This is a genomic window from Cohnella sp. OV330 (assembly GCF_900112065.1).
Lineage (GTDB): Bacteria > Bacillota > Bacilli > Paenibacillales > Paenibacillaceae > Cohnella.
The window spans coordinates 362065-388433 of sequence record NZ_FOKE01000001.1 but is presented as its reverse complement, the minus strand read 5'-3'; the positions used below and the strand labels follow the sequence as shown (position 1 = coordinate 388433).

Sequence of the window (26369 nt, the reverse complement as noted above, 5' to 3'; positions counted from 1 at the left end):
CTCTTCGTTATATTGTTGTTGTCATTAGTGCCTTCGTTTATATAGACGACAGCTGATTAAGAAATTCATCGGTCTAGTTGAATCGGAAGAAAAGAAACTTGATTAAAGATTGAACCTCTCTAAAAAGGAATTCGTCTCAATATATGACAATTAAAGGGTGGATATCAAGTGCCGGAATGAGGGGACGATTTGGAAATTGACAATAAAACCGAAGAACATCAGAAAAAAGTACTTCGAAACCGTCGCCAATTCAGTATCAGGTTAAATGTCTTTTTCATGGTTACCTTTTTCCTGTTCTCCTGGCTAATCGTGCGTCTTGCTTATGGGCAGCTCGTCGAGGGTCCGAGTCTCGAGGAGCGCCAGACGCGCATGATCACGAAGGGCGTATCCATCCCGCCCATCCGCGGCGATATTTACGATTCCGCGGGACACCAGATTGCATACTCGACCTCAACGCAGTCCCTATATTTTACTTTCAAAACAGGTTTTAAGCAAAAAGCGGCGGAAGCGCTGGCTGCAAAACTCGTGAAGCTGTTTAACGAAAAAGGCGAAACGAGCTCCAAGCCGTTGACGACTGAGGACGTTATCGAGGCTATGGACATTGATGGCATAACGCATCTGCCATTCCAGCAACGGCGGATCAAATCGGGACTGTCAAAAGAAGAGATCGCCTATCTTAGCGAGCACCGTGACGAGTATCCCGATGTGGAGATCGTGGAGGAGAGCATTCGCCAATACAGCCCCGACCGAGTCGCCGTTCAATTGGTCGGCTACATGAACAAGATGAAGGGAGCCAAGGTGAATCTGGATTTTTACAAAGAAATTAACGCGGATCAATCGGATCCCACGCTTAAGTATCTGGATTCCGAGGAGGTCGGTTACGACGGCATCGAGTTGATGTACCAGAAGGAGCTGCGTGGGCGTAACGGTTATAAATCTTATCAAATCGACAGCATGAGCCGGATCGTCGGCGACATGAAGCTGACGAAGCCGGTCAAAGGGCAGAACCTGTATCTGACGATTAATCGCAAAGTACAGCTCACCGCGCAGCAAGCCATTCTCGATCAGATCGCGACGACCCGCGCTTCGACGGCCAAGACGCTCAGAGATGCGCAGCCGACGACGGGATATGCGGTCGCGATGGAGGTGGAGACGGGCAGGGTGGTGGCGATGGCGAGCATGCCGGATTACGATTCTAACATCTGGCAGGGCGGGATCAGCCAGAAAGAGCTGGATGCGATCACGCAGTTGATGGGCAACGGAGCGATCCGTGAGGTGTTCCCGCCGTACGCCGATCCTAAGGAACGTTCGCAGCATCCGACGTCGCTTGTGCCGTTGGGCTCGACGCAGAAGCCGCTGACGATCCTGACTGGTTTGATGGAAAAGGTGATCACGACTTCAACTACATGGACGGACCCGGGGTACTTCAAGTTCGGCCGCGATGATCAGGCTGAGGTTCAGAATGCGGGACGCGCCTCCAACGGCTTGCTTACGCCGACGAGGGCGATCGCCAAGTCGTCGAACGCTTATATGGCTAAAATGATAGGCAACGAGCTGTATCTGCGCTATGGGAAAAAAAGCGTCGACATCTGGGACAAGCATATGAAGGCGTTCGGGCTAGGCGTGAAAACCGGCAGCGGGCTGCCATTGGAAATGCCCGGTATTGTGGATTACTTCAAGAGTGCGACGCGGGACAGCCCTCAGTCCGCGATGATCTACGCTTCGTTCGGCCAACAGGGCAAATACACGGCGCTGCAACTGGCGCAGTACGCGGCGACGCTCGCGAGCCACGGCAAACGGATGAAGCCGCTGCTCGTCGATCATACGACCGATGCGGACGGCAACGTCGTGACGAAGATGAAGCCCGAGGTGCTGAACGAGATCAAGCTGCCGAATTCGTATTGGAAGACGATCGAAGACGGCATGGCACAGGTCAAGGTTGAAGGCTTCGACGGCGTGCGGTATGACTTCTATCGCAAGACCGGTACGTCCCAGCAGCAGGGCGTCGGCAAGCGCAAGTTCGTCGAGAACGCCGTCTTCATTTCTTTCGCCCCGCAGGACAAGCCGAAGCTCGCTGTCGCGGTCATCGTGCCGGATGGAGGCTACGGCGGCTGGGGCGCGGCGCCGATCGCGCGCAAGATTTTCGATGCGTACGATGCCGAGGTCGGCCTGACGGATGCGGGTCCAAGGCCGCCGGTCGGGACGATGGATCAGGCACAGTAGCCTAGCTTGATTCCAATATGGATCATGATCAAGGGCTCAAATAAAGGGGGGGGCGTAATGCGGAGGAAACGTTGGAAATGGCCTCTATTCAGTATGCTAGGCCTTGTCATTCTTCTCCTACTATTTGCTGGCCTCATTATTAACTATGTCGGATACAAAAACGTAAAGCTCATATGGCTGCTAAATACATCAGATCAATCTATTGTCCGTATGGAAGCTGAAGGGGAGTATCTGACTAAAGTTAAAAACGGAAATGGTCAAGAACTCCTCAAAGAACGAATGAAAAGTGAAGGTTGGACCTTCGAATTCCAAGAGGGATCCGGTTATTATTTTAAGAAAGCCAATCAAGAAGCGCTCGTTACGACCAGACAAATTTGGAATCGACACTACATTGTCTACGACGTAAATGATAATGTGGTCGATCTTTCGGATGCTCGGAAATGAATGCAGCGGATCCCCTTATGGCGGATCCGCTGCTGCTTGAGCGCCTATTTCGATTTAGCTTAACAAGCACTACACCCTCCGCGCAACCTCCCTTGCTGCCTCTATAAAACCCATCATGATCGGCGACAGCCACTTGTCTTTATGCCACAGCATCTGCGTATACACGTGCAAGTCCGGAATTTGCCAGGGGAGAGCGACAAGATCGCCTCGTTCGACTTCGGCTTCGGTCACGATCTCCGGTAGAAAGGCGATGCCGATGCCCGAGATCGCGCATTGTTTAATCGCTTCAGCGCTTTGAAACTCCAAGTAGGTGATGCTGTCGATGCCCTCTTTCTCGAAGGACCGGTCGAACATGGTTCGATAGGGACAGCCCTTTTCATTCGTCAGGAACACTTCTCCGTGAAAATCGTCCAGCTGCAGCGCGGTTCGTGTCGCGAGCGGATGGTCCGGCGCAGCGAAGAGACGGAAGGTCTCTTCCACCAACGGTTCGACGGCGAGTCCGCTTGAGCGAACGGGTTCGTCCAAGATAAAGACGACATCCGCGGTTCCCTCGAAGAGCGCCTGCTTGAGCGCTAGATTCGGCACGGAGCGGAAGATCAGGCGCACGCCCGGATACTGTGAACGAAACCGCCTGAAGACGGCCGGCAGCCGGTAGGCGCAAACCACCTCATTGGCGCTGACCGTCAGGGTGCCGGTTAGATTTTCATTGTCATGAACGGCGCTGCGCGCTTCGTCCAATTTGTCGAGAACGTCATGGACATGCGTTAAAAAGCGTTTGCCCTCCGTCGTGAGCACGAGCTGCTTGCCCAAGCGATCAAAGAGACGAATGCCGAGCTCGTCCTCCAAGGCCTTCATTTGCATCGTGACGTTGGAGGGGACGTAGTTCAGCGCTTCCGCGGCCCGACTGAAATTTAAAGTGGATGCGACCGTTCGGAACGTGTTAAGCTGACGCAACTCCATCGTACGATCCCCCCCTTTTTTACTTTCAATAATACTGAATATAACTTTGAATTGTATTCACTTTTCTTGATCGTATCACGGATCTATACTAACGACAAGAAGGGAGCGATCTTACGATGGATTATGACATTTTTGATTTGGGTGACGTCACTTTACAATCGGGGGTTACGTTGCCAGACGCTTTTCTCGCTTATAAGACATACGGCCGGTTGAACGAACAGAAAGATAATGTCATCGTTTATCCGACTGCATTTGGCGACCAGCATGTTCAGAATGAGTGGTTGATCGGAGAGGGCATGGCGCTGGATCCGCAGAAATACTTCATTATCGTTCCGAATCTGCTGGGCAACGGGCTATCTTCCTCTCCTACTAACACGCCTCCGCCATTCGACAAGGCTAACTTTCCGCAGGTCACCGTCTATGACAACGTTCAATTTCAGCATCGGCTGGTGACCGAGAAGTTCGGCATTCAAAAGATCGCGCTCGTCGTGGGATGGTCCTTGGGAGGGATTCAAGCTTTCCAGTGGGGGGCGAGTTATCCGGATATCGTGGAGCGAATCGCGCCGATCGCCGGCATGGCCAAGACTTGGCCTCAAACGTACTTGGTCCTGGAGGGAGTGAAAGCTCCGCTCCTGGCGGCCGCCGGCTTCGATACAAGCAAGCTGAACCAGTTGACTGCGGCCGACATGCGCGCCGTTGGCCGGGTTTATGCGGGTTGGGGGTTATCGCAGGCGTTTTACAGAGAGGGGCTTTATCGCGAGCTGGGCTTTGACTCGGTGGCGGATTTTATGACCGGCGTCTGGGAAGATAGCTTTATGAAAATGGATCCGCACAATGTCCTGGCGATGTTAGGGACGGGCATACGTGCAGACATTAGCGCGAACCCTGCCTATAACGGGGATTTCGACAAGGCGCTCGGAAGCATTCAAGCGCTTGCCTACGTCATGCCGGGGAGCACGGATCTCTTCTGTCCGGCGGAAGATAACAAGTACGAGACTGAGCGTATGCCGCATGCCGTTTTTAAACCGATCGCGTCGATCTGGGGCCATTTTGCCGGTCGCGGCATCAACGGTGCAGACAATCAATTTATCAATGATAACCTCAAAGCCTTGTTGGCGCTTCGTCAGTGACACAGCGGAACGAACGCAGAGCTGAAACGTATATCGTCTCGGCTCTGTTTTTCGTTTAAGGCTAAAGCGAATCTGAATGGGAGGTGTCGAGTATGGCCGTGGTCTTGTTTATTTTAATCCTTGTATTTGGCGTGCCGGTAATCGGTAAAATGAATAAAAGAATCGTCCAATTAGAGGAGAGAGTAAGAGAGCTAGAGGGACTGAATCACATCAATAAGTAAAATGCAGCGGATCTCCATATGGCGGATCCGCTGTGGCATGAGTGCCTATTCCCATCTAGTGCTATCCTGCAAAAGTGCATCATCCAAGGCGGGTCTGGAGGTATTTTGCGATCTATCGCTCAAAAGTGCACGATAGCTCGTCTGCTTAAGCGAGAAACCGGTTGTTTCGGGTAAAAATGCTGCACTTTTGCGCGATAGGCGGCACGACGAACGGGTGCGGCTCTCGATCGTGTACTTTTGCGCGATAGCCCCATGTAGGCCCCTTCACTTTTAATCGACTATTGATTTACGCTGTGCTGGACTAGCTTTAGTAAGCACCCCGAATATGTTCACTCACTTGTTCCCGGTAAAACTGTCGCAGCCGCTCGTGCTCTTCCTCGCTAAACGGCTTCGTAGCCAGTACGCCAAGGTTGTCCTCGACCTGACGAACGTTCTTGAACCCCGGGATCACGCAGGTGATCTCTTTGAAATCCAGCAGCCAGCGGAGCGATGCACGCGTCATGTTGTCGCGGCCTTCGGCGATCCAGCCGAGCTGGGATGCGAGCTCTACGCCTTTGGCGAAGGGGAGGCCCGCGAACGTCTCGCCGACGTTAAAGGCTTCGCCGTTCTGGTTAAAGCTGCGGTGGTCTTCGGCTTCGAAGGAAGCATCTGCCGTGAACTTGCCGGTCAGGAGACCGCTGGCGAGCGGCAGCCGAACGAGCAGGCCGACGCCGCGCTCTGCCGCGCGGGGGAGGAGCTCTGCGATTGGCTTCTGCCGGAAGAGGTTGAAGATAATCTGCAGCGCCTGCACGCCCGACTTTTCCAGACAGAACAGGCCTTCCTCCACGGTCTCGACGCTGACGCCGTAAGCGCGGATCTTGCCTTCCTGCTGCAGCTTGTCCAGCACCTCGAACACGGCGCCCTGCTTCAGGATCTCGAACGGCGCGCAGTGGATCTGATACAGATCGATCGAATCGCGTTCCAGACGCTTCAGGCTGTCCTCGCACCACTGGCGCACCTGCCGCTCCGAATAGGTCTGCGGGTCGTGGATATCGCCCTGACGGCAGAATTTCGTGGCCACGTGGATCTTGTCTTCCTTGCCTTTGGTGGCGCGGGCGAGCAGCCGCTCGCTCTTGCCGTCGCCGTATACGTCGGCCGTATCGAAGAAGTTGACGCCTTCGTCCATCGCCTTGTCCAAGGCGCGGAGCGACTCCGCATCGTTCGTCTGCCCCCATGAGCCCCCGATCGCCCATGTACCGAAGCTGACCTCGCTAACCTGCAAGCCCGTTTTGCCGAGCGGACGTAGATTCATGTGTTCATCCTCCGTTGTCTATGCGTGAAGTTATATCCACCGTATTGTAGCAGACGGATGGTTGAATGCGCTATCAGGCTCCGGCTACATCAGCCCCGCCGCCTTCTTAATCCGCGTTCGCTCGCTGACGATGGCCGTCTTCATCGCTTCGGTGCCATAGGCGCCCGCCGTGAAGGCGTTCGCGTTCTCGTAGAAGACCATGCGGAAGGACGTGCCGTCCTGAAGATGAACCCGCAGGAAGATGCCGTATTCGGGCTTGTTGTCTTTGCGGATCGAATCGTTGCCGACCAGCGTCAGTCGCGGTAAATCCTTGGCGAAGACAGCCGATGCTTCAGGCGTGAAGTCGCCGATGGGGCTGCCGTCCGTGCCGCTCTCTAGGCTGACCTTTGCAATTTTTCCGTCGATGTCCCACAGGTCGCCGATCGTTTTCGCATTCGGATTGCTGCGGGCCTCATACACTTTGCCGTTCGCCATGACGCGGTACGACGGCTTATAGCCGTTCATCGCATAGATCGCCGTGCCGATCGGCAGATAAGCAGCATCGCCGTTCTTATTCTTATGGTCCGTACAGGCATGCTCATCCAGCATATACGAGACCTCGCCGACCTTCTCTCCTTGCATACCTTGGGAGACGTCCTTTGTCCCTTCGATATTGGCCGTGTACATTATACCGTTCAGCATGAGAAAGTCGACCCAATCGACATCGGCGTGACATTTTACGCCGAGCATGCCGGCCAGCGAATCCTTCAATCCGCAGCCTGAAGCGGTCAGCATCGCTGACAGCAGACAAAGGGTCACGACCAGCCGTTTGATGATCTGCACAATCAACCGTTCAACCGTTTGTTATTGGCAATGGCGATGGACATCAAGGTCATGTAGATCGGCTGCGCGTTAAACTTTTTGCCGAATTCAAACTTGTACGAAGCGACTGAAATATTGTTGCTCTTGTGATAAGGAGAAGTAATATAGTGGATCGTCACTTCGCTGTCGTCGAATCCGGTACCCGCCGTCTCCATCGTTACCTCGTAGATCGCGTCCAGATGAATCGACACGACTCTTGTTTTGCTGCCGGTCACGCCTTGATGATCGATCAGAATCAGACGTTCGTCCGTGAACACGAAGGCGTCCCGAATCAGCTTGAATCCGGTCTGGATCGTCTCGTTCGGCGTCAGATAAGCGCCGTATTTCTCCTGCAGCTCCTGGACCGACACTTCCGAGTAGTTGTTGAATAATCCGCTGAAAAGACCCATGAACGAAGACCCCCTTAGGGTTGAGATGGATACACAATTCGGCGCAGCTTCGCTAAAACCCTCCTCAAATGGTAAATCATTCATATATAATGGGAATGGCGAGCTTTTGGCGTTTTGCAAGCTAAAGTTTGGACGGGGGAATCGCGTGTACAAGGGGACTGGAAATCGAACTTATAAAATCGTTTTTCTCGTTTCGCTTCTATCGATGATGCTCATGGATGCCGCTTTACTGATCTTATTTTTGAACGACTATGTTTTATTCTTTTTTAATGAAAGCAATGTGTTGTCGCTGATACTCGTACATTTTGTCATCCTGCTTTTATTTTCTCTCTCCCATAGCTGGGCAAAGGCGATCCTGATCGTCTCCATGCCAGTTGGCATATGTGTCGGGCTGGGGTTGTATCTGTATGCGCATTACGCGCTTCCGCAATGGAACGATCAGTATTTTGATTCTCCTCAGCATGAGCATTCGTTGGTGCTCCGTTATCGGACTGCAACGTTAGGGGAGAGCCGTTATTTTTTTGAAGTTTATCAGAGGTCCTCAAATCGACTGCTGCTTCGCCATATTAAATCTGACGATTTCAACTTCGTGCTCAAGCACGACGAAAAGTATACGGGAATTCAAAATGTAAATTGGATAGACGAGTCTACTATTCAGTTTCGAGTGCAAGGAACAACGAAAACCTTATCGTTAAATTAAACGAACACGCGTCCTTCCTACCCATCTCCAGTAAATGAATATATACTATTATCAATTCGGATAAATCAGTTAAAGGTGTGACAGAGATGGCCTATATGGTCCCGGAGGTTATTCGGACAAGTGCAGCAGCGGGGGAACGTCTACTTTTTCGCGCCTTGAAGGAATGCCTGCCGAGCGATTATATGGTGTATTATGAGCCGGAGATCGAGGGGAAGAAGCTCGACTTCGTCGTCATCGGCCCGGATCTGGGTCTGGTCGTGCTGGAAGTGAGGGACTACACCGCGTCTATGCTATTCCAAATGGATGATCGCGGATGGCAATTGCATACCGCTGCGGGTCGCGTGGAGACGGTGCGGAATCCGTACAACGAGGCGCGAGATCACGCCAGGCATGTGGCGAATCAGCTGAGCCAGGATCCCGATCTGATTCAGACGGAAGGGAAGCATCGCGGTCAGCTTAAATTTGCGTGCGGCTGCGGGACCGTATTTACGAGATTGAAGCGGGATGACTTCATTCGATATGACTTGTACGAGGTCATCGCGCCGGAGTTCGTGCTGTGTCGCGACGAGATCGACCAGGAGGATGCGAGGTTTTCGGCAGACGGCCTGATCGATAAAATCCATGGGATGTTCACGGCGTGGAGCAGCAACCGCTACTACCTGACGGCGGAGGATATTCGGGCGATTCGGCAGCATCTATTTGCCGAGGCGCGGATCAGCGCGGAGTTCAGGCAGCCGGCCGATGACCAGGATCAGCTGCTCCTCTCGCTCCGGCACATCCAGACGACGGATTTGCATCAGGAAAATAGAGCTCGGGCGGAAGCCGGGGGCGGGAAACCGGTCGTACTCGCCGGCCGCGCCAGGAGGCTCGCCAAGCAGTATCCGGACTGGAAGATTCTCGTGCTCTGCCGCGAGATCGCGCGAGGGCGTACGCTTAGGCAGACGATCGAAGAGCTGATGAAGGAGCCGGAGGATCTCCTGGATCTCATCCGCCTCGAAGAGCAGAAGGCCGGCGCCGCCGCGGAGTCGAACATCGCGGTGTTTAATTTCCACGAGTGGCTGAGGACGGTCCTGAATGGGCGGGAGGCGGACATCCCGGTGCTGATCGAGAAGCTGGATCAACATGAGGCGATCCTGCCCACTTACGATGCGATCTTCGTCGACGAAGGGAAGAGCTTCGAGCCGGAATGGCTGCAGCTGCTGGGGCTCGTGTTGAATCCGGAGACGCAGCGTCTGCCGCAGGCGGGGAATCGCGCTCAGGGCATGGGTCGCCGCGATAGATCGCGTATTCTCTCGATGAATTACCGGAACACGGCGCAGATCGTGCAGTTCGCGTGGGACTTTTACCAGCGGCACTCCGCTTTGCAGGACAAGGTTCAGAACGGATCCGTCGACGGCGTAGACCTCATCCCCCCGTACAGCACGCACCGGAAGGGGCCGGAGCCGGTCATCGCGCGATGCGATCGGTTTAGCGATGAGCTGAAGAAAGTCGTTGAACGTATCGCTTATCTGCATGACGAGCAGAAAATCCCTTATGCCGACATGGCGATTCTATACCGCGTGAAGGATAACTATCACACCTCTTATGTGGACGCGATCCGCAGGGCGCTGTCTGAAGCGTGCATGCCGTATGACTGGATCTTGGAAAACGAGGATGCAGCAGGGCGGTCCGATCGCGCCAACGAATCGATTAAGCTCTCGACTATCATCGGAGCGAAGGCGCTTGCTTTTCGGGCGGTGTTCGTCGTTAATGTCGACAGCATGCCGTACCCGCTCGAGCAGGCGGAGGAGAAGGAAGTGTCGTTGTTCTATAGCGCGATGACGCGGGCGCTCGACTGGTTGTTCGTCTCCTACAGCGGCGAGTCGAAGTTTACGGCGTATCTGGACGAGGTGCTGGAGCAGCGGAGCAAGAAGGGGAAGACGGCGAAGAAGATGGGATAAGGATGAAAAGGCCTTCCGGTCGCGGAGGGCCTTTTCGGTATCGATAACGCCATGCATGCGACGCTAAATGTGCGGATTCTGCGGCACCCCTCACACCGCCTGCCTCGGTATCCTTACCCGCATACACGCCCCGGGCCCTTCAACCTCCTCGATCGTCAGCCCGAAGCCGGCGCCGAAGATGAGCTTGATGCGCTCGTCCACGTGCTTCAGTCCGTAGCCCGCGGTCGGCGTGGAGAGCAGCTCCGCCAGCCGCTGCGGCTCGATGCCCGGCCCGTTGTCCCGCACGCTGAATTCGATCGTGTCGTCGTGCAGGCGCGCCGAGATCTCGATCAGGCCCTTGCCGCCGTCCGTCTTGCGGTTAATGCCGTGCTTGACGGCATTCTCGACCAGCGGCTGCAGGATGAGGTTGATCATGCCGTAGGCGTAGATCTCCTCGTCGATGTTGTAGAACACGTCGAAGCTGTGCCCGCTCGTCGTCAGGATGATGTCCAGATAGGACTGGACATTGATGATCTCGTCGCGGACGGAGATGATGTTGTCCCCGCGATTGAGCGCGGTGCGATAGAAGCGGGACAGGCTGGTCACCATATGGCTGATTTCTTGATCGTCGCTCCTCAGCGCCTTCCAGTTGATGAAGGACAAGGTGTTGTAAAGGAAGTGCGGCGTGATCTGCGACTTGAGCGCCTTGAGCTCGGCTTCCTTCTGGATGATCTTGTTCTTATAGCCCTCGTTGATCAGCTCGTTGATCCGCTGCATCATATGGCCGAAGCGGTCGGTCAGCTCGCCGATCTCGTCCCGCGAGGTGTTCTGGATGCGCAGCTCGAGCTCGCCGTCCTCGGCCCGCTTCATCCAGTTGTTCAGCCGGTACAGGCGCCGGATCATGGAGTTGGCGAAGAGGGAGATGATGACGATCAGGATGAGCAGGCAGATGCCGGCGATGATCAGCGTCGCGCTAACGATGCTGCCCGAGTCCTCGACGATGTCCCGGTAGGGCACGAGGCAGTACAGGGTCCAATCGGTGCGCGGGATCGCCTGCTTGATCATCAGCATCTTCGTCCCGTCGATGCTCGTCTCGCCCATCTGGCTGTTCTGTATTTTTCCCATCAGCGCGACGGTCTGCGTATCCATCACATGGTTGGAGTAGATGGACGCCCCCTGGCCATCCACCAGGAACACCCAGTGCTGGCACAAGGTGTCGGGCAGGTCGGCGAACAGGGTGCGGTTGTTGACCCGGATGTACAGCACGTTATCCTCGCTCACCGTCACGGCGGACCGGTCGGAGGCATACAGCTTGGGAAAAGGGCCGGCGAGGAACAGCGAATCGTCTTCGTGGTACCACTTGACGCCCTTCACCTGCTCCACGTCCGCGTACCAGGGCAGCGCCTTGATCCGGTCGATCTTGTTGATATACTCGCCGTATTCAGGCAGCTGGCTGTTCGTGTAGATCGACAGCTGGGTCGTATCCTTGTTCAGATTCATCAACATGTTGAGGTACGGATTGAGGAACTGGTTAAAGTCCAGATACAGATTGTACAGATCCATATACCGGTTGGACAGGATGCGCTGCACCACGTTGTTATAGAGAATCAGGCTGGACATCGTCTCGTAGTGATCCATGTTGGACTGAACGCTCTCCGAGATGACGTCCACGTTCCGCTGGAAGCTCTCGAGCGCCTGCTCGCGCAGGAAGGTCTTGGACTGATAATAGGAGTACATGCCCAGGATCAGGATCGGGATGATGCTGATCACCAGATACGTCAGGATGAGCTTCTGCCGGAACCGCAGCCGGTCCAGGAAGCGCCGGGCCAGCCGAATCATGGCAGATTCCCTTCCCGGATCTGCGTCGGGGTCTTGCCGTAGTAGTTCTTGAACAGCGTGCAGAAATAAGGGAAATTCGAATAGCCCACGTCGTGGCTGATGTCGATGATCTTGCGGTTGGTCTCCTGCAGGAGCGCCTTGGCCTTGGCCAGCCGGTGCATGGTCAGATACTTGATCAGGCTGAGCCCGGTCTGCTTGGCGAACAGATGGCTCAGATAGCTCGGCGTCAGATACACGCGCTCGGCGATGAGCTCGACGGACAGCTCGGATCGATACTCCCGCTCGATGATCTGGATGACGTCCGCCACGACTTTGTGCACGGACTCCGGCGGCTGAGACGGGGAGGCAGGGGTCAGCTGCGCCCCGTAGGCCTCGAAGATAGCGGTCATGACGCCGCGCAGATCCTTCAGCACCGCGGTCTTGTAGATCGTCTCCAGGCTCTGCTTGAAAAAGTCCAGGTCCTTGGTCTTGGTAGACTTCAGGATCGAGCGTACGATCTCCGAGCAGATGTACTTCACGTAGATGACGGAGAACCGGTCGCTATTCTTCAGATGGTCGAACAGCGCCTCGAAGCGCGTGCGGACCAGCCCGAATTCCCCCCGCTCGATCAGCTCGTTGATCTCCTCCAGCGTCTGCTCGATAGATTGCGTATCGACAGGCTGCTCCGCCAAGGTAGCGGTCAGCCGGACGCCGCCCTCCTCATAGAAGAACTTGCTTTCCAGGATCGCCTCGACCTTCCGGTATTCGTCGCGCATGCCCTCCGCATCGCCGAACGCCTCGCTGACGATGACGCTAATCTCCTGCCGCGACTGCGCCTTGAACCACGCCATGATCTCGCGGCCCAGCTCGCCGAACCGCTCCGCCGGCTCATCCGCCTCCACCTCGAGCAGGATCAGGCTCTGGTATTCGTTCATGTTAATGATGGAGCTGGGATAGGGCAGCCACTCGGTCAGGCTCCGCTCGAATTCGGGATCCGCCGAGTCGAAGAACCGCTGTCTCGTATCCAGCATCATCATGCGGTAACGCCGCTCCCCGGACAGATCCCCGTTCGGCAGCACCTGATGCCAGGGCAGCAGGGCATGCCGGGGGTCGCCGTCCGTCAGGGCGCCCGCATCGCCGCCGCTGCGCAGCAGATCCGCCAGGATCCGATGCTTTTCCCACTGGATGCTCTTCTGACTCTCCTGGCGGAGCGACTGCTGCGCCCGCTCCTCCTCCTGCAGCATCTGCATCGCCTTCATCAGCACGTCGAGGAAGTCGGTCACGTCCACGGGCTTCAGGATGTACTGAATCGCCTGCAGATGGATCGCCTTCTGCGCGTATTCGAACTCGCCGTAAGCGCTTAAGAAAATGATCTTCGCGGACGGCCGCAAGCTGCGAACCTGCTCGGCCAGCTGCAGACCGTCCATCTCCCGCATGCGGATATCCGTCAGCAGGATGTCGATCGGATGCTCCGCTATATATTGAAGCGCCTCTTCGCCGCTCGCCGCCTCCGCGATCTCGAGCGCAAGGCCGTATTTGTCGATGAGGAACTTCACGCCGTCCCGCTCGAAGCGCTCGTCATCCACGATCAGTATGCTGTACACGGCCGATGCCTCCCCCGAACTTCGATTCTTCTAGCCGATGTCTTCCTATTTGATTATCAGGCTGCGCCGAAAGTCTCGTCAACATCGCCCCGGGAACATCGCAGTAAAGTGAAACGAATCGAAGATATGAGAAGAATACAGCGCTTCCAAACCTATGCTACGATGTACCTGCGACCAAGAGCGCAAGTCATAAGCAACCAAGAGAGAGGAGGGGGACCCGTGTCGGATCTCGGCGCACCGACGGCTTACCGCGAGCTCCGGCCCAGGGCCGGACCCGACGAGCGAGCCAGACGCTTCGTCAAATATCGCGCGCTGCTGCTCATGCTCGTTCCCGGTTTTGTTTTCTTGATCATCTTCAATTATATCCCGATGTATGGGGCGATCCTGGCCTTCAAGGAATTCAAGATTATGGGAGGCATCGCCAACAGTCCCTGGGTGGGCATGAAGTACTTCGACAAGGCCTTCAATGACCCCCACTTCTACGTGGTGCTCAAAAATACGCTGATCATCAGCTTCTACAAGCTCTTGTTCGGCTTCCCGGTCCCGATCCTGTTCGCCATCCTGCTGAACGAGCTCGCGGGCCGCCGGTTCAAGCGATGGGTGCAGACGATCTCGTATTTGCCCCACTTTATCTCATGGATCGTCCTGTCGGGGATCTTCATCACGATCTTCTCGCTGGAAGGTCCGATCAACCTGCTGCTCAAGGCGATAGGGCATCTCCCGGTTATCTTCATGGCGGATGAGCACTACTTCCGGTCGATCCTGGTCGGGACCTCCATCTACCAGAGCTTCGGCTGGGGCTCGATCATCTACCTGGCGGCGATCGCGGGCATCGACCCGCAGCTGCACGAGGCGGCCATCATCGACGGCGCGGGGCGGTTCAAGCGGATGCTCTATATCACGCTGCCGATGCTGGTGCCCGTCATCTCGATCATGCTGATCCTGTCCATGGGGTCCATCCTGGACGCCGGCTTCGATCAGATCTTCAATATGTACAACGCGCAGGTCATGGACGTAGCCGATATCATCGATACGTACGTGTACCGGATCGGACTCATCAACGCGAACTACAGCTACTCCACGGCGGTCGGGCTGTTCAAGTCGGTCGTGGCGCTCATCCTCGTCCTCGGCGTGAATCGGATCGTGAAGACGATCGGCGGGAACGAGCACACGCTGTGGTGATGCCGCAGAGCAAGGAGGTACTACGATGGTGTACCGCAAGAGTCTTACGGAGAAAATGATCGACGTGCTGCTGTACGCCGGCATGATCGTCCTGATGTTCGTCACGCTGTATCCCTTCTGGAGCCAGATCGTGCTCTCCCTGGAGGAAGGCGCCTCGGCCTATTCGACCGGCTTCATGCTCTATCCGCGCAAGCTGTCGTTCGAGGCGTATCGCTTGGCCTTCCACTACACGCCGCTCTGGACGGGATATCTCAATACGATCGTCCGCACGGTGCTCGGCGTGGTCCTGATCCTCGTATTCACGGCGCTGACGGCTTATCCTTTGTCCAAGAAGGATCTGCCGCTCAACCGGACCTGCACGGGCTTCCTGTTGTTCACGATGCTGTTCAGCGGCGGGCTCATCCCGAACTATCTGCTCATCAAGAACCTGGGGCTGCTGAATTCGGTCTGGTCCCTCGTGCTGCCGGGCATGATCAGCGCGTTTAACGTGCTCATCATGCGCAACTTCTTCCGGTCCATCCCCGAGAGCCTCGAGGAGTCGGCCCGGGTAGACGGCGCCGGCTACGTACGAATCTTCGTCAGCCTGATCGTGCCGCTCTCGACGCCGGTGCTGGCCACGGTCGCGCTGTGGGTCGGCGTCGGGCACTGGAATGCCTGGTTCGACAGCCTGATCTACATCTCGGACAGCCGGAAGCAGGTGCTGCAGGTCGTGCTGCGCAAGATCGTCATCGAGAACGATACCTCGAACCTGAACGCGATGATCCAGAAGATGAGCACGGACACCAAGTATACGGGACGGCAGTTGCAATCGACGGTCATCATCCTCTCGATCATTCCGATGCTGGTCGTGTATCCCTTCGTGCAGAAGTACTTTGTCAAAGGCGTCATGGTCGGTGCTATTAAAGGCTAAGTCCTTCAAATAGAGCTTCAAAAGGCAAGATCGGACAGATCATAAAAAAGGGAGCGGTATCCGGATGGTTAAACGCATGAAGTGGCTCGCTGCAGGTCTAAGTGTCATCCAAGTGGGACTTATCGTCTCGGCGTGCGGCAACGCGAACAACAATGACAGCCCGTCATCGGCGGCAGCGTCGGGCTCGGCCGGCGCGTCGGCTTCCGCAAGCGCTTCAGGAGAAAAAATGAAGCTCATGGTATGGAACTTCGACGCGGACAAGACGAATCTGAACGGCTACGCGATGAACGCCATCCGGGAGAAGCTGGGCGTGGACCTCGACTTCTACACGTCCACCAACGACCCCGACGCGATCCGGGAGAAGCTGCTGCTGCAGATCGCCTCGGGAGACATCCCGGATTGGTGGAAGGAAGTCCCCTTCGCCGACGCCGACAAGTTCGCGGATCAGGGCGCGGCCGCGGAGATCCCGCTGGAGCTGCTGGAGAAGAACGCCCCGAACTATATGAAGTGGATGGAGAAGAACCTCGGCCCCGATCCGATGCGCTATGTCAGACGTCCGGATGGCAAGATCTACAGCCTGCCCGTCCTGTGGACGCTCGCCTCCTCCTCCGAGGTGCTCGGCTATCGCAAGGACTGGCTGGAGAAGGTGGGCATCGCCAAGACGCCGGAGACGATCGACGAGATGGGCGAGGCGCTGACCAAGTTCCGCAACGACGATCCGGACGGCAACGGCAAGAAGGACACCTACGGCATGACCGCCGTGACCACGTCGGGGCAGGGGCCCTCGATCGCCGCGATCTTCTCGCCGGTATTCGGCGCCTACGGGGTATATCCGGGCGCGACGGTGGATATGGACGGCAAGGCGGTACGCGGCGAGGTGGAGCCCGGCGCCAAGGAAGCGCTGACCACGCTCAACAAATGGTTCAAGAGCGAACTGATCGATCCCGAATTCTTCGTCAATAAAGACACCAATCTCGACGACAAGGTCATCTCCAGCAAGGTGGGCGTCGTAGCCCGATCGTGGTGGGAATTCATCCAGCCGGAAGCGTTCTTCAGCGGCAAGTATTACGTGAAGCTGCGCGAGCAGGTGCCGAATGCCGAGTGGGCCCTCAGCAGCGGACCGAAGGGACCGGACGGCAAATCCGGCATCACGGAAGGCAACCCGATGCTTGGCACCGGCATTCAGTTCGGTATCCAGCTCGAGAAGGATCAAGCCAAGATGGCCAAGTACCTGCAAATGTTCGATGCCACCTCCTTCGACATGGACCTCTTTACCAAGATCAAATACGGAAAAGAGGGCGTCACGTACGAGCACAAAGCGGATGGCAGCTACGTCTATCTGCCGCCGTACGACAAGGAAGAGGAGCGCACGAAGTTCGGTATCGGCCCGTACTACCATGCGCCGGCCAGCTTCAACGACTATGACTTCCAGGCGCCGTTCATGACCCGCAAGGATCTCATGCCGGTGAAGGAAGAAGCCGCAAGCAAGGGCATCGGCAAGTACGACTTCATGACGCCGCTGAACAAGCCGGTCTATACGGAGTTCAAGGACGCGCTCGACCAGATGACGATCAAGAACTATATCAACTTCATTACGGGCAGACGTCCGATCGGCGAGTTCGACGCCTTCGTCGCGGAGTGGAAGAAGGCGGGCGGCGAGCAGGTGCTGGCCGAGGCGCAGGCCAAGCTGGACGAATTGAACAAAAAATAAAACAGAACATGGCTAGGCAGCGGCTGAAGCGAAGATCGAGGCGATAGAAGTACGCTCCGGTGTTCGCTTCAGCGCTGTCCAGAAGGTTCGCGAGGAGTGCATCCCGATGCGTATCGAAGGCGCTTATGAGGTAATGATCGCAGGTCCGCTGCGGAAGAAAAGCCAGTTGAAGGCGGTCGTCCGCGCGCTCGGCGGCGTGATCGATGGAACCGGAACTGAAGCCGGAAACGGAACCGAAACCCAAACAGGAACCAAGGAAATCTCCTATAAATGGTTCAATTCGAATGCGAAGGAGGGAACTTACAACCCGGTGGCGGGGGCGGTCCAGGACGCGCTGCCGCTCGCCGCCGACGCCGTGGGCCGCTATTACATATGCGAGATCACGGTTCGGGAGGGAGCCGAGGGCGCCGTACCGCGATCCGCGACGAGCGAGCCCGCCGGCCCGATCGCGGACGTGGAGGGCAATCCCAACACGGACTGGCTGCACCGGGCGCGCTACGGCATCTCCCACCATCTGCTGGCCGAATTCATGAACCGCGTGGCTGCGGAGCCGGGAGAAGAATGGCAGCCGGGTGAGTCTTGGGACGAGGTCATTAACGGCTTTGACGTAGACGCGTACGTGCAGCAGGTCGTGGAGACGGGCGCCGGCTTCGTCATCCTCACGCTCGGGCAGAACAGCGGGTACCTGCTGTCGCCCAACGCGACGTACGACCGCATCGCGGGCGTGAAGCCAGGCGAGCGGGCTTCGACCCGGGACCTGCCGATGGAGATTGCCGAGGCGCTGGCGCCGCACGGCATTCGGCTCATCCTGTATTCGCCGGCGAATCCGCCCAGCAAGGCGCACAAGGAAGAGGGCGACTTCGCCATTAACAAGGCGTTCGATTATCCGATCGAGATCGCGCCGTCCCAGGAGACGCAGGCCAAGTGGCAGTCGGTCATCCGGGAATGGTCGGACCGGTACGGGGACAAGGTCGCGGGCTGGTGGTTCGACGGCATGTGGTTTCAGCAGGCCTACGACGACCTGACGCTGCCGTACAACTGGTACAGCCTGGTGAACGCGGCCAAGTCCGGGAACCCCTCGCGGATCGTCGCGTTCAACTCCGGCATCGGCAGCAACATTCTCGTCAACTCGCCCTACGAAGATTACATCGCGGGCGAGACCAACGAGATCGGACCGCTGCCGGCAGGCGGGCGTTGGGCGGACGAGGCGAACGGCGTGCAGTGGTTCCACTGGACGTTCCTCGGCGAGTTCGTGAAGGATCTGGCCGGATGGGGCAATACCGGCTTGAATTGGCCGACCCCGGATCTTGTGTCTTGGGTGAAGAAGGCAGTGGCGCGCGGCGGGGTCATTGCGCTGGACACGAAGGTCAACCGGTTCGGCCGGCTGGACCGGCAGCAGACGGCGCAGCTGCTGGCGATCAGGGACAGTCTGAAGGACAGTTTGAACGACGGTTAGCACGCTATTCCTAGAGGAGGCTCATGAGAATGACGAGGTCGATCATGATGGGATTTCTCAAGAAAAACGCATTATTCCGTATGCTGTTGATCGCGGCGATGCTGATCGGGCTCGCGATACCGAGGCAGCAGGCGTCCGCGCAGACGTACAATGCCAATACGGACTGGTTCATGCAGGGGAAGTACGGCCTCTTCGTCCAATGGCTCTATGGCGGCGGCGATATGACGGGCGACTGGAATACGCTGGTTAACGGCTTCAACGTCGCGCGGTTCGCCCAACAAGCGAACGAATCCGGGGCGAAGTACGTGATCTTCACGCTAGGGCAGAACTCCGGGTACTTCGCTTCCCCGAATGCGACCTATGATCTGCTGACGGGCAGAACGGCCACGACGACCAAGATGTCCACGCGGGATCTGCCGATGGACCTGTACGACGCGCTCGCGCCGTACGGCATTAAGCTGATGCTCTATCTCCCCGCGCGCACGCCCTCCGACGATCCCGGCGTCGGCGACATCCTCGGGGATCCGGCGCCCATCTACGATCATCTGGCCACCCAGGATTTCCAGGCCAAGTGGGAGAGCATCATTCAGGAATGGTCGGACCGGTACGGCTCCAAGGTGGCCGGCTGGTGGTTCGACGGTACCTACAACAACGGCGCGCAGTACGGCAAGCCGGACATCTCGCAGGCATACACTGACTATACGAAGGCGCACAACTTCCAGACGTTCGCGGCAGCCGCGAAGCACGGCAATGCCAATGCCATCGTCGCCTTCGATCCCGGCCTGGCCGTCGATTTGCCGATGACGACGCATGCCGACTACATTACGGGCGAGCAGAACCAGCTGTCCATTCTCCCGTCGCAAGCCAATGCAGCCCCGTATACCAGATGGATCGGCGGCATCCAGTGGAGCGAGACGGCCTACCAGGGCAACGACTGGAATAGCTTCGGACTGAAGTATACGACGCCCTACATCGTCGATTATCTGTCCAAGGTGACCAATCAGAGCGGCGTGCTGTCCTTCGGCCCGCACGTGGACAAGACCGGCAATATCAACGCGCCGCAGCTCGCGCAGTTGGTCGCGATTAAGAACGGCTTGCTCGGGAAAGGGCCGGGCGTCCAGGTGACGGACGACGCGGATGCCGCGTTCGCTTACGCGGGGACTTGGGGAACGAGCATTCCGTCCGGGACGGGCTACTACAGCAATACCGGCCACTTCACCAAGACGCCGGGCAGCTACGTCCAGTATACGTTTAACGGCACCAACGTCGTATGGTCGGGCGTAAAGGGGCCGGATCACGGGACCGCGGACGTCTATATCGACAATGTCCTGGATCAATCGGTCAATCTCTACGCCGCCAACCGATTCGTCGACACGGAGATTTATTCCAAGACGGGCCTGGCGCCTGGCAGCCATACGATCAAGATCGTGGCCCGCAGCGACAAGGACGCCGCCTCCACCGACTACTACGTCGAGGTCGACCGCATGAACGTCGCGACGGGTATGCCGACGGTCACGGATGACACCGCAAGCGGGATCGCGTATTCGGGCACGTGGCCTACCAGCGTTCCGACCGGGACGGGCTACTACGGAGATACCGGCCACTTCTCGACGACATCGGCCAGTTATGCGCAGTATACGTTTACCGGAAAAAGCATCGAGTGGTACGGCGTGCTGGGGCCGGACCACGGGAAGGCCGACGTGTACATCGACGGAACGCTGGATCAGACCGTCGACCTGTACAACGCCGAGCGCTACATCGACACGCTGCTCTATACGAAGCGAAATCTGTCCGCCGGCTCGCATACGATCAAGATCGTCGTGCGCAGCGACCGAAATGCCTCTTCGGTAGGCAACTATGTCGAAGTCGACCGGTTCAACGTCTCGCAGGGCACGCCGGTCGTGACCCGGGACGACACCCATCCAAGCTGGAATTATACCGGTACCTGGCTCACCAGCGTATCCGGCGTCGACTACTACAAGCATACGGGACACTACACCTCCACGGCGGGTTCCTTTGCCGAAGCTTCCTTCACGGGGACGAGCGTGGAGTGGGTGGGCAAGTTGGACGCGGACCACGGCAAAGCCGACGTGTACATCGACGGGACGCTCGACCGGACCGTCGACCTCTACAGCCCGAACCGCCATACGGGCATCACGGTCTACAACAAGCAAGGCCTGTCCGGCGGGAATCACACGATCAAGATCGTGGCCCGCAGCGACAAGAACGTGATCGCAACGAATTACTATGTCGAGGTCGATGCGTTGATCTATCAGTAAAGAAAGAACAATGGAAATGGGACCGAGCGGGAGAAGTTCTCCGCGCGGTCCCGTTTTTGCGTTCGCGCGGTGTTATACTAGGGTTATTGCACCAACCCGCGGGAGGACAAAGCCATGAACAAGGAAGAACAGGTCATCACCGGCTTCCGGGAGCTGTACAACAAGCTGGTGTGGCTCAACAAGTCCAAGATGGAAGTCAGCTTGAAAGGGTACAAGCCTTCAGAGGTGCACTGCATCGAATACATCGGCAAGCATGCGGATGCCAACGTGACGAAGCTTGCGGAGCACTTCTACATGACGAGAAGCGCGATCAGCAAGATCGCGAAGAAGCTCATGGAAAAGGGGCTGATCGAGAGCTTCCAGCGGCCGGATAACAAGAAGGAAATTTACTTCAGGCTGACGGAGCAAGGGGAGGCCGTTAACCGCCTCCATGATGAGCTGCACGGTGAGTTCAGGGAACGGGATAAAGCGGTTTTTGAGCAGGTGACGGAGGCGCAGTATGACACCATGCTGAGCTTCGTGGAAAGGTATAGCCGGCATTTGGATGCGGAGATTAAGAAGCAGGGCGTCGATCGGGCGCCGGAATAACCCATAAGTCACGCGCAGCCCCTCTCGTTCGAGCGATAGTGGGGGCTTTTTTACGTCGAGAATGGATGTAGAAATGATGAGCCTTTGCACGATCGTGCAGAGGCTTTTTTGTTATGGTTTTATCTTTGATCGAAATCGTCCCGGCCTCCCTTCGTTTGAAAGGAAACGGTATGCCATTTCCGTAAAATTCATTTTTTTAGCGCGGTTTTCCCTTCAAAACCTTATGTACCGACTTGAATAGTCGGTGTTACGCTTATCGAAGCGTTTTTCCGTGCCGTCTCCATCGGCGGGGCCGAAGTTCGGCAGCATTCAGGGAGAAATGCCCTTCGATACCCGCTGTAAGCCGGCAAGGTCTTACCATACGACGACAAGGAGCGCGAATCGGAATGTCCGGAAAAAAGTTGCTTAAATTCGGAGCCATCATTCAAGGCTTGGGGGCGCATACCGGCCTGTGGAGACACCCTGACATGCCGGTCGACGCGAGCGTCAACCTTGAATTTTACAAACGGCAAGCGCAGACAGCCGAAGCCGGCAAGTTCGATCTCGTCTTTATCGCCGACGGACTTTATATCACGGAGGATTCCCTTCCCCATTTTCTCAACCGGTTCGAACCGATTACCATCTTGTCCGCGCTTGCCGCCGTTACGAGCAGAATCGGCCTGGTAGGCACGCTGTCGACCTCCTACAGCGAACCGTTCAATGCCGCCCGGCAGTTCGCTTCGCTGGATCACGTCAGCGCCGGCAGAGCGGGGTGGAATGTCGTCACCTCGCCGCTGGAAGGCTCCGCTCTCAATTATGGCAAGGACGGGCATCCGTCCCATGCCGAGCGTTACCGCATGGCGGAGGAGTATCTCGAAGTCGTGCGGGGGTTGTGGGATTCCTGGGAGGACGACGCCTTTATCCGGAACAAGGAAACCGGCGTTTTTTTCGACAAGTCCAAGCTTCATACGCTTAACCACAAAGGCGAATATTTCTCCGTCCGCGGGCCGCTCAACATCGCGCGTTCGAAGCAAGGACAGCCGGTCGTATTCCAGGCGGGCTCGTCCGAAGCCGGCAAGAATCTGGCCGCGCGGTCGGCGGATGCCGTCTTGACGGAGCATGCCTATATCGAAGACGCCAAGCAATTCTACCGGGACGTCAAAGCGCGCGCCGCGGCCTATGGGCGGTCGCCTGACGATATCGCGATCCTGCACGGCATCGGCGTCATCATCGGCCGCACGGAAGAAGAAGCCAAGGCCAAATACGAGGAGATCGCCAATCTGGTCACGATCGACAAAGCGATCGCTCACCTCGGCCGGTTTTATGAGCATCACGATTTCTCGCAATATCCGCTGGATGCGCCGTTCCCCGATCTGGGCGATCTCGGCAGCAATAGCTACAGAAGCACGACCGAACGAATCCGGCGAATCGCGCGCGAGGAGAATCTGACGCTGCGCCAGGTCGCGCTTCGCTTCGTATCGCCGCCAGGCGGTTTTATCGGCACGCCCGCGCATATCGCCGACTTGATTCAGCGTTACTACGAAGAAGAAGCGGCGGACGGCTTTTTCATTCAATCCGTTACGCCGAGGGCGCTGGAGGAGTTCGTGGAGCTGGTCATCCCGATTTTGCAGCAAAGAGGCATTTACCGCACCGAATACGAAGCGGACACGCTGCGAGGCCATCTGGGCGTGCCGATACCGGCCAATCGCTACGCGCTTACCGCGGCGGCAGATGCTCAAGGATGAGAGGGGCCGACCTCCGCGATATTTTTATCCTCGAACGCCGTAGAGAGCACGACCAGAATAGACGAAAAGCCAAAGGCATTGCATTCGTCCAGCAAGCTCGCCAACGATTCCGTCGTTTGCGTAACGATCTTCATCAGAAAATTGTATTCCCCGCTAATTCTGTAGAGGTCCACGACATCGGGCGACGACTCGCAGAACGCGGTCAGGTCGGGGCATTTGTTGGTTTTGAACAACACGAATGCAGTCGTATGCTTACCCAGTTTGTGCGGGGACAGCTGCACGCGGTAACCCGTAATGATCCCTTGCTCCTCCAACTTCCGAACCCGTTCCGTTACGGCGGGCTGCGACATGGCGATCATTCTGCTCATTTCGGAAATCGATATTCTGGCGTTGTCGTGCAAGAGAGCCATGATTTTGGAATCGATGTGGTCCATAGAATCCTCCGCTTCTGAATATCCGATAGACTTACTCTGTTTAGCCTTGATAATAGCACGCGAGCCTGTTCGAAACCATCCTAAATGCCGCTAATGGCTTGCAAAGGAGAATCATCGATGTCATTTACCGTCAACGACGCTGCGACGCTGGGAAGCTTGAAGCTGAAAAACCGGCTTGTTATGGCCCCGCTGCAGCAATACAAAGGCACGATCGACGCGTTCCCGACGGATCATCACATTGCCCATTACGGCCGCAGAGCGCGCCACGTAGGGCTTATTATCGTGGAATCGACGGCTATTGCGTCCAATGGCCGGCTATGGCCCAACGATATCGGCATTTATACGCAGGAGCATGTACAGCCGTTAAAGAGCATTACGGACGCGATCCATGCGTACGGAACGCCCGTATTTATTCAATTGTCGCATGGCGGCCGGAAATCCTCGCCCGAGGTAACCCGATCGTTGTTCGCGCCGAGCGCCTTGCCGTTCGACGATCATTACGGCACGCCCGAGGCGTTGACGCAGGCCGGCATTCGCAGCGTCGTCGAAGCGTACCGCCTCGCCGCCGTCAGAAGCGTCGAAGCCGGGTTTGACGGCATTGAGATCCATGCGGCGCACGGCTTTTTGATGCACCAATTTTTATCCCCGCTCACCAATGCAAGGTCGGACGAATACGGCGGCAATGCCGAGGGCAGGTCAAGATTTCTGAAGGAGGCGCTCCTCTCGATCAGGCAGGAAGTGGGGAGGGATTATCCCGTCATCATACGGATATCCGCCACGGACTATCACGAAGGCGGGCTTACGCCCGAGGAATGGGTGCGCCTGTTAAAGCCGCTCGAAGACGATCTGGACGGCATCCACGTCTCCAGCGGAGGACTGCTCCCGATCAAGCCGGCGGACGTGCATCCGGGATATCAGCTGCCGCATGCAGCCGCGATCAAACAGCATTTTCGGATTCCGGTCATCGCGGTCGGCAAGCTTCATACGCGAAGTCTCGCCAACCGCGCATTGGAGGATCGATTGGCGGATTTGATCGCCATCGGAAGTCCGATGCTCGACGATCCGGATTTTGCCGAAAGCTTGTTGTCGTGACCGCTGCTCTAAGGGGCTGATCGAGAGCTTCCGATAAAGAAGCAAGGCGTCGATCGGGCGCCGGAATAACTCATAAGTCGCGCGCAGCCCCTCTCGTTAGAGAAGGGGCTGTTTTTAATATTCTTTTTTGTTGACGGGGAAACAAAATGGCAGTACGATGTAGTTGTTTCCGAGGAAACAAAATAAAAGAGTCGAGGAGAGATTATTCCATTGACCGTAGATAAAAAGGCGCTGTTATTCGGCCTGATGTCGGTGTTCCTATGCGGCATCGGCTTCAGCATCGTCGCGCCGGTCGTTCCGTTTCTGGTGCAGCCGTATATCCGCGATCCCGGAGATCAAGCGACCGCGGTGACGCTGCTGACCGCCGTTTATGCAGGCTGCGTATTTTTTGCGGCTCCCGTACTGGGCGCTCTGAGCGACAGATACGGTCGTCGCCCGCTGCTCTTGCTCTGCTTGCTCGGCTCTGCCATCGGATACTTCGTTTTCGGCATCGGCGGCGCGCTGTGGGTGCTGTTCGCGGGGCGTATCATCGAAGGCATTACGGGCGGGAGCATCGGCACGATTTTCGCCTACTTTGCGGACATTATTCCGCCGGAGCAGCGGACCAAATACTTCGGATGGGTAAGTGCGGTCGTGGGCGCGGGCACCGTTATCGGCCCGACGCTGGGCGGAGTGCTGGCCAAGTTCGGCTATGCGGCGCCTATGTATTTCGGAGCCGCCATCACTTTATTGAACGTTGTTTTCGGATTCTTTTTTATGCCCGAGAGCCTCGCCAAGCCGAACAGATTGAAGAAGATCGCCCCCGCCAGACTGAATCCTTTTGCGCAGCTTGCCGGCATCTTGTCCGCCAAAAATTTGAACAGACTCCTCGTCGCAGCGTTTTTGCTCTGGGTTCCCAACGGTTCGCTGCAGGCCATATTCTCGCAATTTTCCATGGATACGTTCGCGTGGAAGCCTGCGCTGATCGGACTGACATTCTCGATCATGGGCGTCCAGGATATCGTCTCCCAAGGCTTGATCATGCCCAAGCTGCTGAAGAAACTTGGCGATAAGCAAATTGCGATCCTCGGGATGGCTGCGGAGCTGACGGGCTACGCGCTGATTGCAGCCTCGGCCTTTCTCTCGTTCTATCCTCTATTAATCGCCGGTATGTTCGTATTCGGATTCGGCGACTCGATCTTCGGGCCTTCGTTCAACGGGATGCTGTCAAAATCCGTGGACGCGAGCGAGCAAGGGCGGATTCAAGGCGGCAGTCAATCGATTCAGGCGCTAGCCAGAATGATCGGGCCGATCGTCGGCGGTCAAATATATGTATCGCTGGGGCATGCCGCTCCAGCCGCGATGGGGATGATCCTGATCGCTGCCTCCGTCGCGGTCCTTCATCGTTACAGGCAGACGCCGCGAATGTGACCATTTTGCGACTTCACTGTTAG

22 protein-coding genes are annotated in these 26369 nt (G+C 56.8%); 15 read left to right on the top strand and 7 right to left on the bottom strand.

Features of this window, described 5'->3' with window-relative positions; translation table 11 throughout:
- Nucleotides 1-276 precede the first annotated feature (276 nt).
- A complete protein-coding gene (locus tag BM235_RS01415; protein ID WP_090108750.1) occupies nucleotides 277-2223 on the top strand; it encodes a peptidoglycan D,D-transpeptidase FtsI family protein in 1947 nt (648 codons plus the stop codon).
- 57 nt (nucleotides 2224-2280) lie between these two features.
- A complete protein-coding gene (locus tag BM235_RS01410) occupies nucleotides 2281-2667 on the top strand; it encodes a hypothetical protein (protein ID WP_090108749.1) in 387 nt (128 codons plus the stop codon).
- A 69-nt stretch (nucleotides 2668-2736) separates the two neighbouring features.
- Here the strand turns inward: BM235_RS01410 and BM235_RS01405 are convergent, their stop codons facing one another.
- Nucleotides 2737-3627, bottom strand: coding sequence for a LysR family transcriptional regulator (locus tag BM235_RS01405; protein ID WP_090108748.1), 891 nt, complete (start codon nucleotides 3625-3627; stop codon nucleotides 2737-2739).
- Nucleotides 3628-3743: 116 nt separating this feature from the next.
- Between BM235_RS01405 and BM235_RS01400 the strand changes: the two genes are divergently transcribed.
- Entirely contained in the window at nucleotides 3744-4757 is a 1014-nt protein-coding gene (locus BM235_RS01400; RefSeq protein WP_090108747.1) for an alpha/beta fold hydrolase, read from the top strand.
- Nucleotides 4758-4849: 92 nt separating this feature from the next.
- Entirely contained in the window at nucleotides 4850-4978 is a 129-nt protein-coding gene (locus BM235_RS32425) for a hypothetical protein (RefSeq protein WP_255374008.1), read from the top strand.
- Between the two features lie 307 nt (nucleotides 4979-5285).
- On the opposite strand, the gene BM235_RS01395 is transcribed toward BM235_RS32425, so the two are convergent.
- The 3 genes from BM235_RS01395 to BM235_RS01385 form a co-directional block, all read right to left on the bottom strand.
- Complete coding sequence (locus BM235_RS01395; protein ID WP_090108746.1) at nucleotides 5286-6269, bottom strand: aldo/keto reductase; 984 nt, start codon at nucleotides 6267-6269, stop codon at nucleotides 5286-5288.
- An 84-nt stretch (nucleotides 6270-6353) separates the two neighbouring features.
- A complete protein-coding gene (locus BM235_RS01390) occupies nucleotides 6354-7091 on the bottom strand; it encodes a hypothetical protein (protein ID WP_255374007.1) in 738 nt (245 codons plus the stop codon).
- A gap of 2 nt (nucleotides 7092-7093) precedes the next feature.
- The gene (locus BM235_RS01385) at nucleotides 7094-7519 is read right to left on the bottom strand and encodes a PH domain-containing protein (RefSeq protein ID WP_090108745.1); all 426 of its coding nucleotides are present in this window, start codon (nucleotides 7517-7519) and stop codon (nucleotides 7094-7096) included.
- On the opposite strand from BM235_RS01385, the gene BM235_RS01380 reads away from it, so the two are divergent.
- Together BM235_RS01380 and BM235_RS01375 are read left to right on the top strand one after the other, a co-directional pair.
- Nucleotides 7518-8219 (top strand): hypothetical protein, encoded by a 702-nt coding sequence (locus tag BM235_RS01380; protein ID WP_090108744.1) that lies wholly within the window; start codon nucleotides 7518-7520, stop codon nucleotides 8217-8219. The genes BM235_RS01385 and BM235_RS01380 overlap by 2 nt on opposite strands.
- 86 nt (nucleotides 8220-8305) lie before the next feature.
- Nucleotides 8306-10159, top strand: a complete 1854-nt coding sequence (locus BM235_RS01375) for a nuclease-related domain-containing DEAD/DEAH box helicase (protein ID WP_090108743.1) — start codon at nucleotides 8306-8308, stop codon at nucleotides 10157-10159.
- A gap of 90 nt (nucleotides 10160-10249) precedes the next feature.
- Here the strand turns inward: BM235_RS01375 and BM235_RS01370 are convergent, their stop codons facing one another.
- Both BM235_RS01370 and BM235_RS01365 read right to left on the bottom strand, forming a co-directional pair.
- Nucleotides 10250-11977, bottom strand: coding sequence for a sensor histidine kinase (locus tag BM235_RS01370; protein WP_090108742.1), 1728 nt, complete (start codon nucleotides 11975-11977; stop codon nucleotides 10250-10252).
- On the bottom strand, nucleotides 11974-13560 hold the full coding sequence (locus BM235_RS01365; RefSeq protein ID WP_090108741.1) for a response regulator transcription factor: 1587 nt from the start codon (nucleotides 13558-13560) through the stop codon (nucleotides 11974-11976). The genes BM235_RS01370 and BM235_RS01365 overlap by 4 nt, the downstream gene beginning before the upstream one ends.
- 219 nt (nucleotides 13561-13779) lie before the next feature.
- On the opposite strand from BM235_RS01365, the gene BM235_RS01360 reads away from it, so the two are divergent.
- The 7 genes from BM235_RS01360 (at nucleotide 13780) to BM235_RS01325 (ending at nucleotide 23410) form a co-directional block, all read left to right on the top strand.
- The gene (locus BM235_RS01360) at nucleotides 13780-14742 is read left to right on the top strand and encodes an ABC transporter permease (protein WP_255374006.1); all 963 of its coding nucleotides are present in this window, start codon (nucleotides 13780-13782) and stop codon (nucleotides 14740-14742) included.
- Nucleotides 14743-14767: 25 nt separating this feature from the next.
- On the top strand, nucleotides 14768-15652 hold the full coding sequence (locus BM235_RS01355; protein WP_090108739.1) for a carbohydrate ABC transporter permease: 885 nt from the start codon (nucleotides 14768-14770) through the stop codon (nucleotides 15650-15652).
- A 64-nt stretch (nucleotides 15653-15716) separates the two neighbouring features.
- Nucleotides 15717-17363: a type 2 periplasmic-binding domain-containing protein gene (locus BM235_RS01345; protein ID WP_143106610.1), complete on the top strand. Its 1647-nt coding sequence runs from the start codon at nucleotides 15717-15719 to the stop codon at nucleotides 17361-17363.
- A 106-nt stretch (nucleotides 17364-17469) separates the two neighbouring features.
- On the top strand, nucleotides 17470-18819 hold the full coding sequence (locus BM235_RS01340; RefSeq protein WP_090108736.1) for an alpha-L-fucosidase: 1350 nt from the start codon (nucleotides 17470-17472) through the stop codon (nucleotides 18817-18819).
- 29 nt (nucleotides 18820-18848) lie between these two features.
- On the top strand, nucleotides 18849-21098 hold the full coding sequence (locus BM235_RS01335; protein WP_090108735.1) for an alpha-L-fucosidase: 2250 nt from the start codon (nucleotides 18849-18851) through the stop codon (nucleotides 21096-21098).
- A 114-nt stretch (nucleotides 21099-21212) separates the two neighbouring features.
- On the top strand, nucleotides 21213-21686 hold the full coding sequence (locus BM235_RS01330) for a MarR family winged helix-turn-helix transcriptional regulator (protein ID WP_090108734.1): 474 nt from the start codon (nucleotides 21213-21215) through the stop codon (nucleotides 21684-21686).
- A 386-nt stretch (nucleotides 21687-22072) separates the two neighbouring features.
- Nucleotides 22073-23410: an LLM class flavin-dependent oxidoreductase gene (locus BM235_RS01325; protein WP_090108733.1), complete on the top strand. Its 1338-nt coding sequence runs from the start codon at nucleotides 22073-22075 to the stop codon at nucleotides 23408-23410.
- Here the strand turns inward: BM235_RS01325 and BM235_RS01320 are convergent.
- Nucleotides 23401-23844, bottom strand: a complete 444-nt coding sequence (locus tag BM235_RS01320) for an Lrp/AsnC family transcriptional regulator (RefSeq protein ID WP_090108732.1) — start codon at nucleotides 23842-23844, stop codon at nucleotides 23401-23403. The two genes, BM235_RS01325 and BM235_RS01320, sit on opposite strands and share 10 nt — an antisense overlap.
- Before the next feature lie 117 nt (nucleotides 23845-23961).
- On the opposite strand from BM235_RS01320, the gene BM235_RS01315 reads away from it, so the two are divergent.
- Nucleotides 23962-24936 carry an oxidoreductase gene (locus BM235_RS01315; protein WP_090108731.1) on the top strand — a complete coding sequence of 325 codons (975 nt, stop codon included), beginning with the start codon at nucleotides 23962-23964 and terminating at the stop codon, nucleotides 24934-24936.
- Between the two features lie 210 nt (nucleotides 24937-25146).
- Nucleotides 25147-26346 (top strand): MFS transporter, encoded by a 1200-nt coding sequence (locus tag BM235_RS01310; protein ID WP_255374005.1) that lies wholly within the window; start codon nucleotides 25147-25149, stop codon nucleotides 26344-26346.
- Nucleotides 26347-26369: the final 23 nt, after the last annotated feature.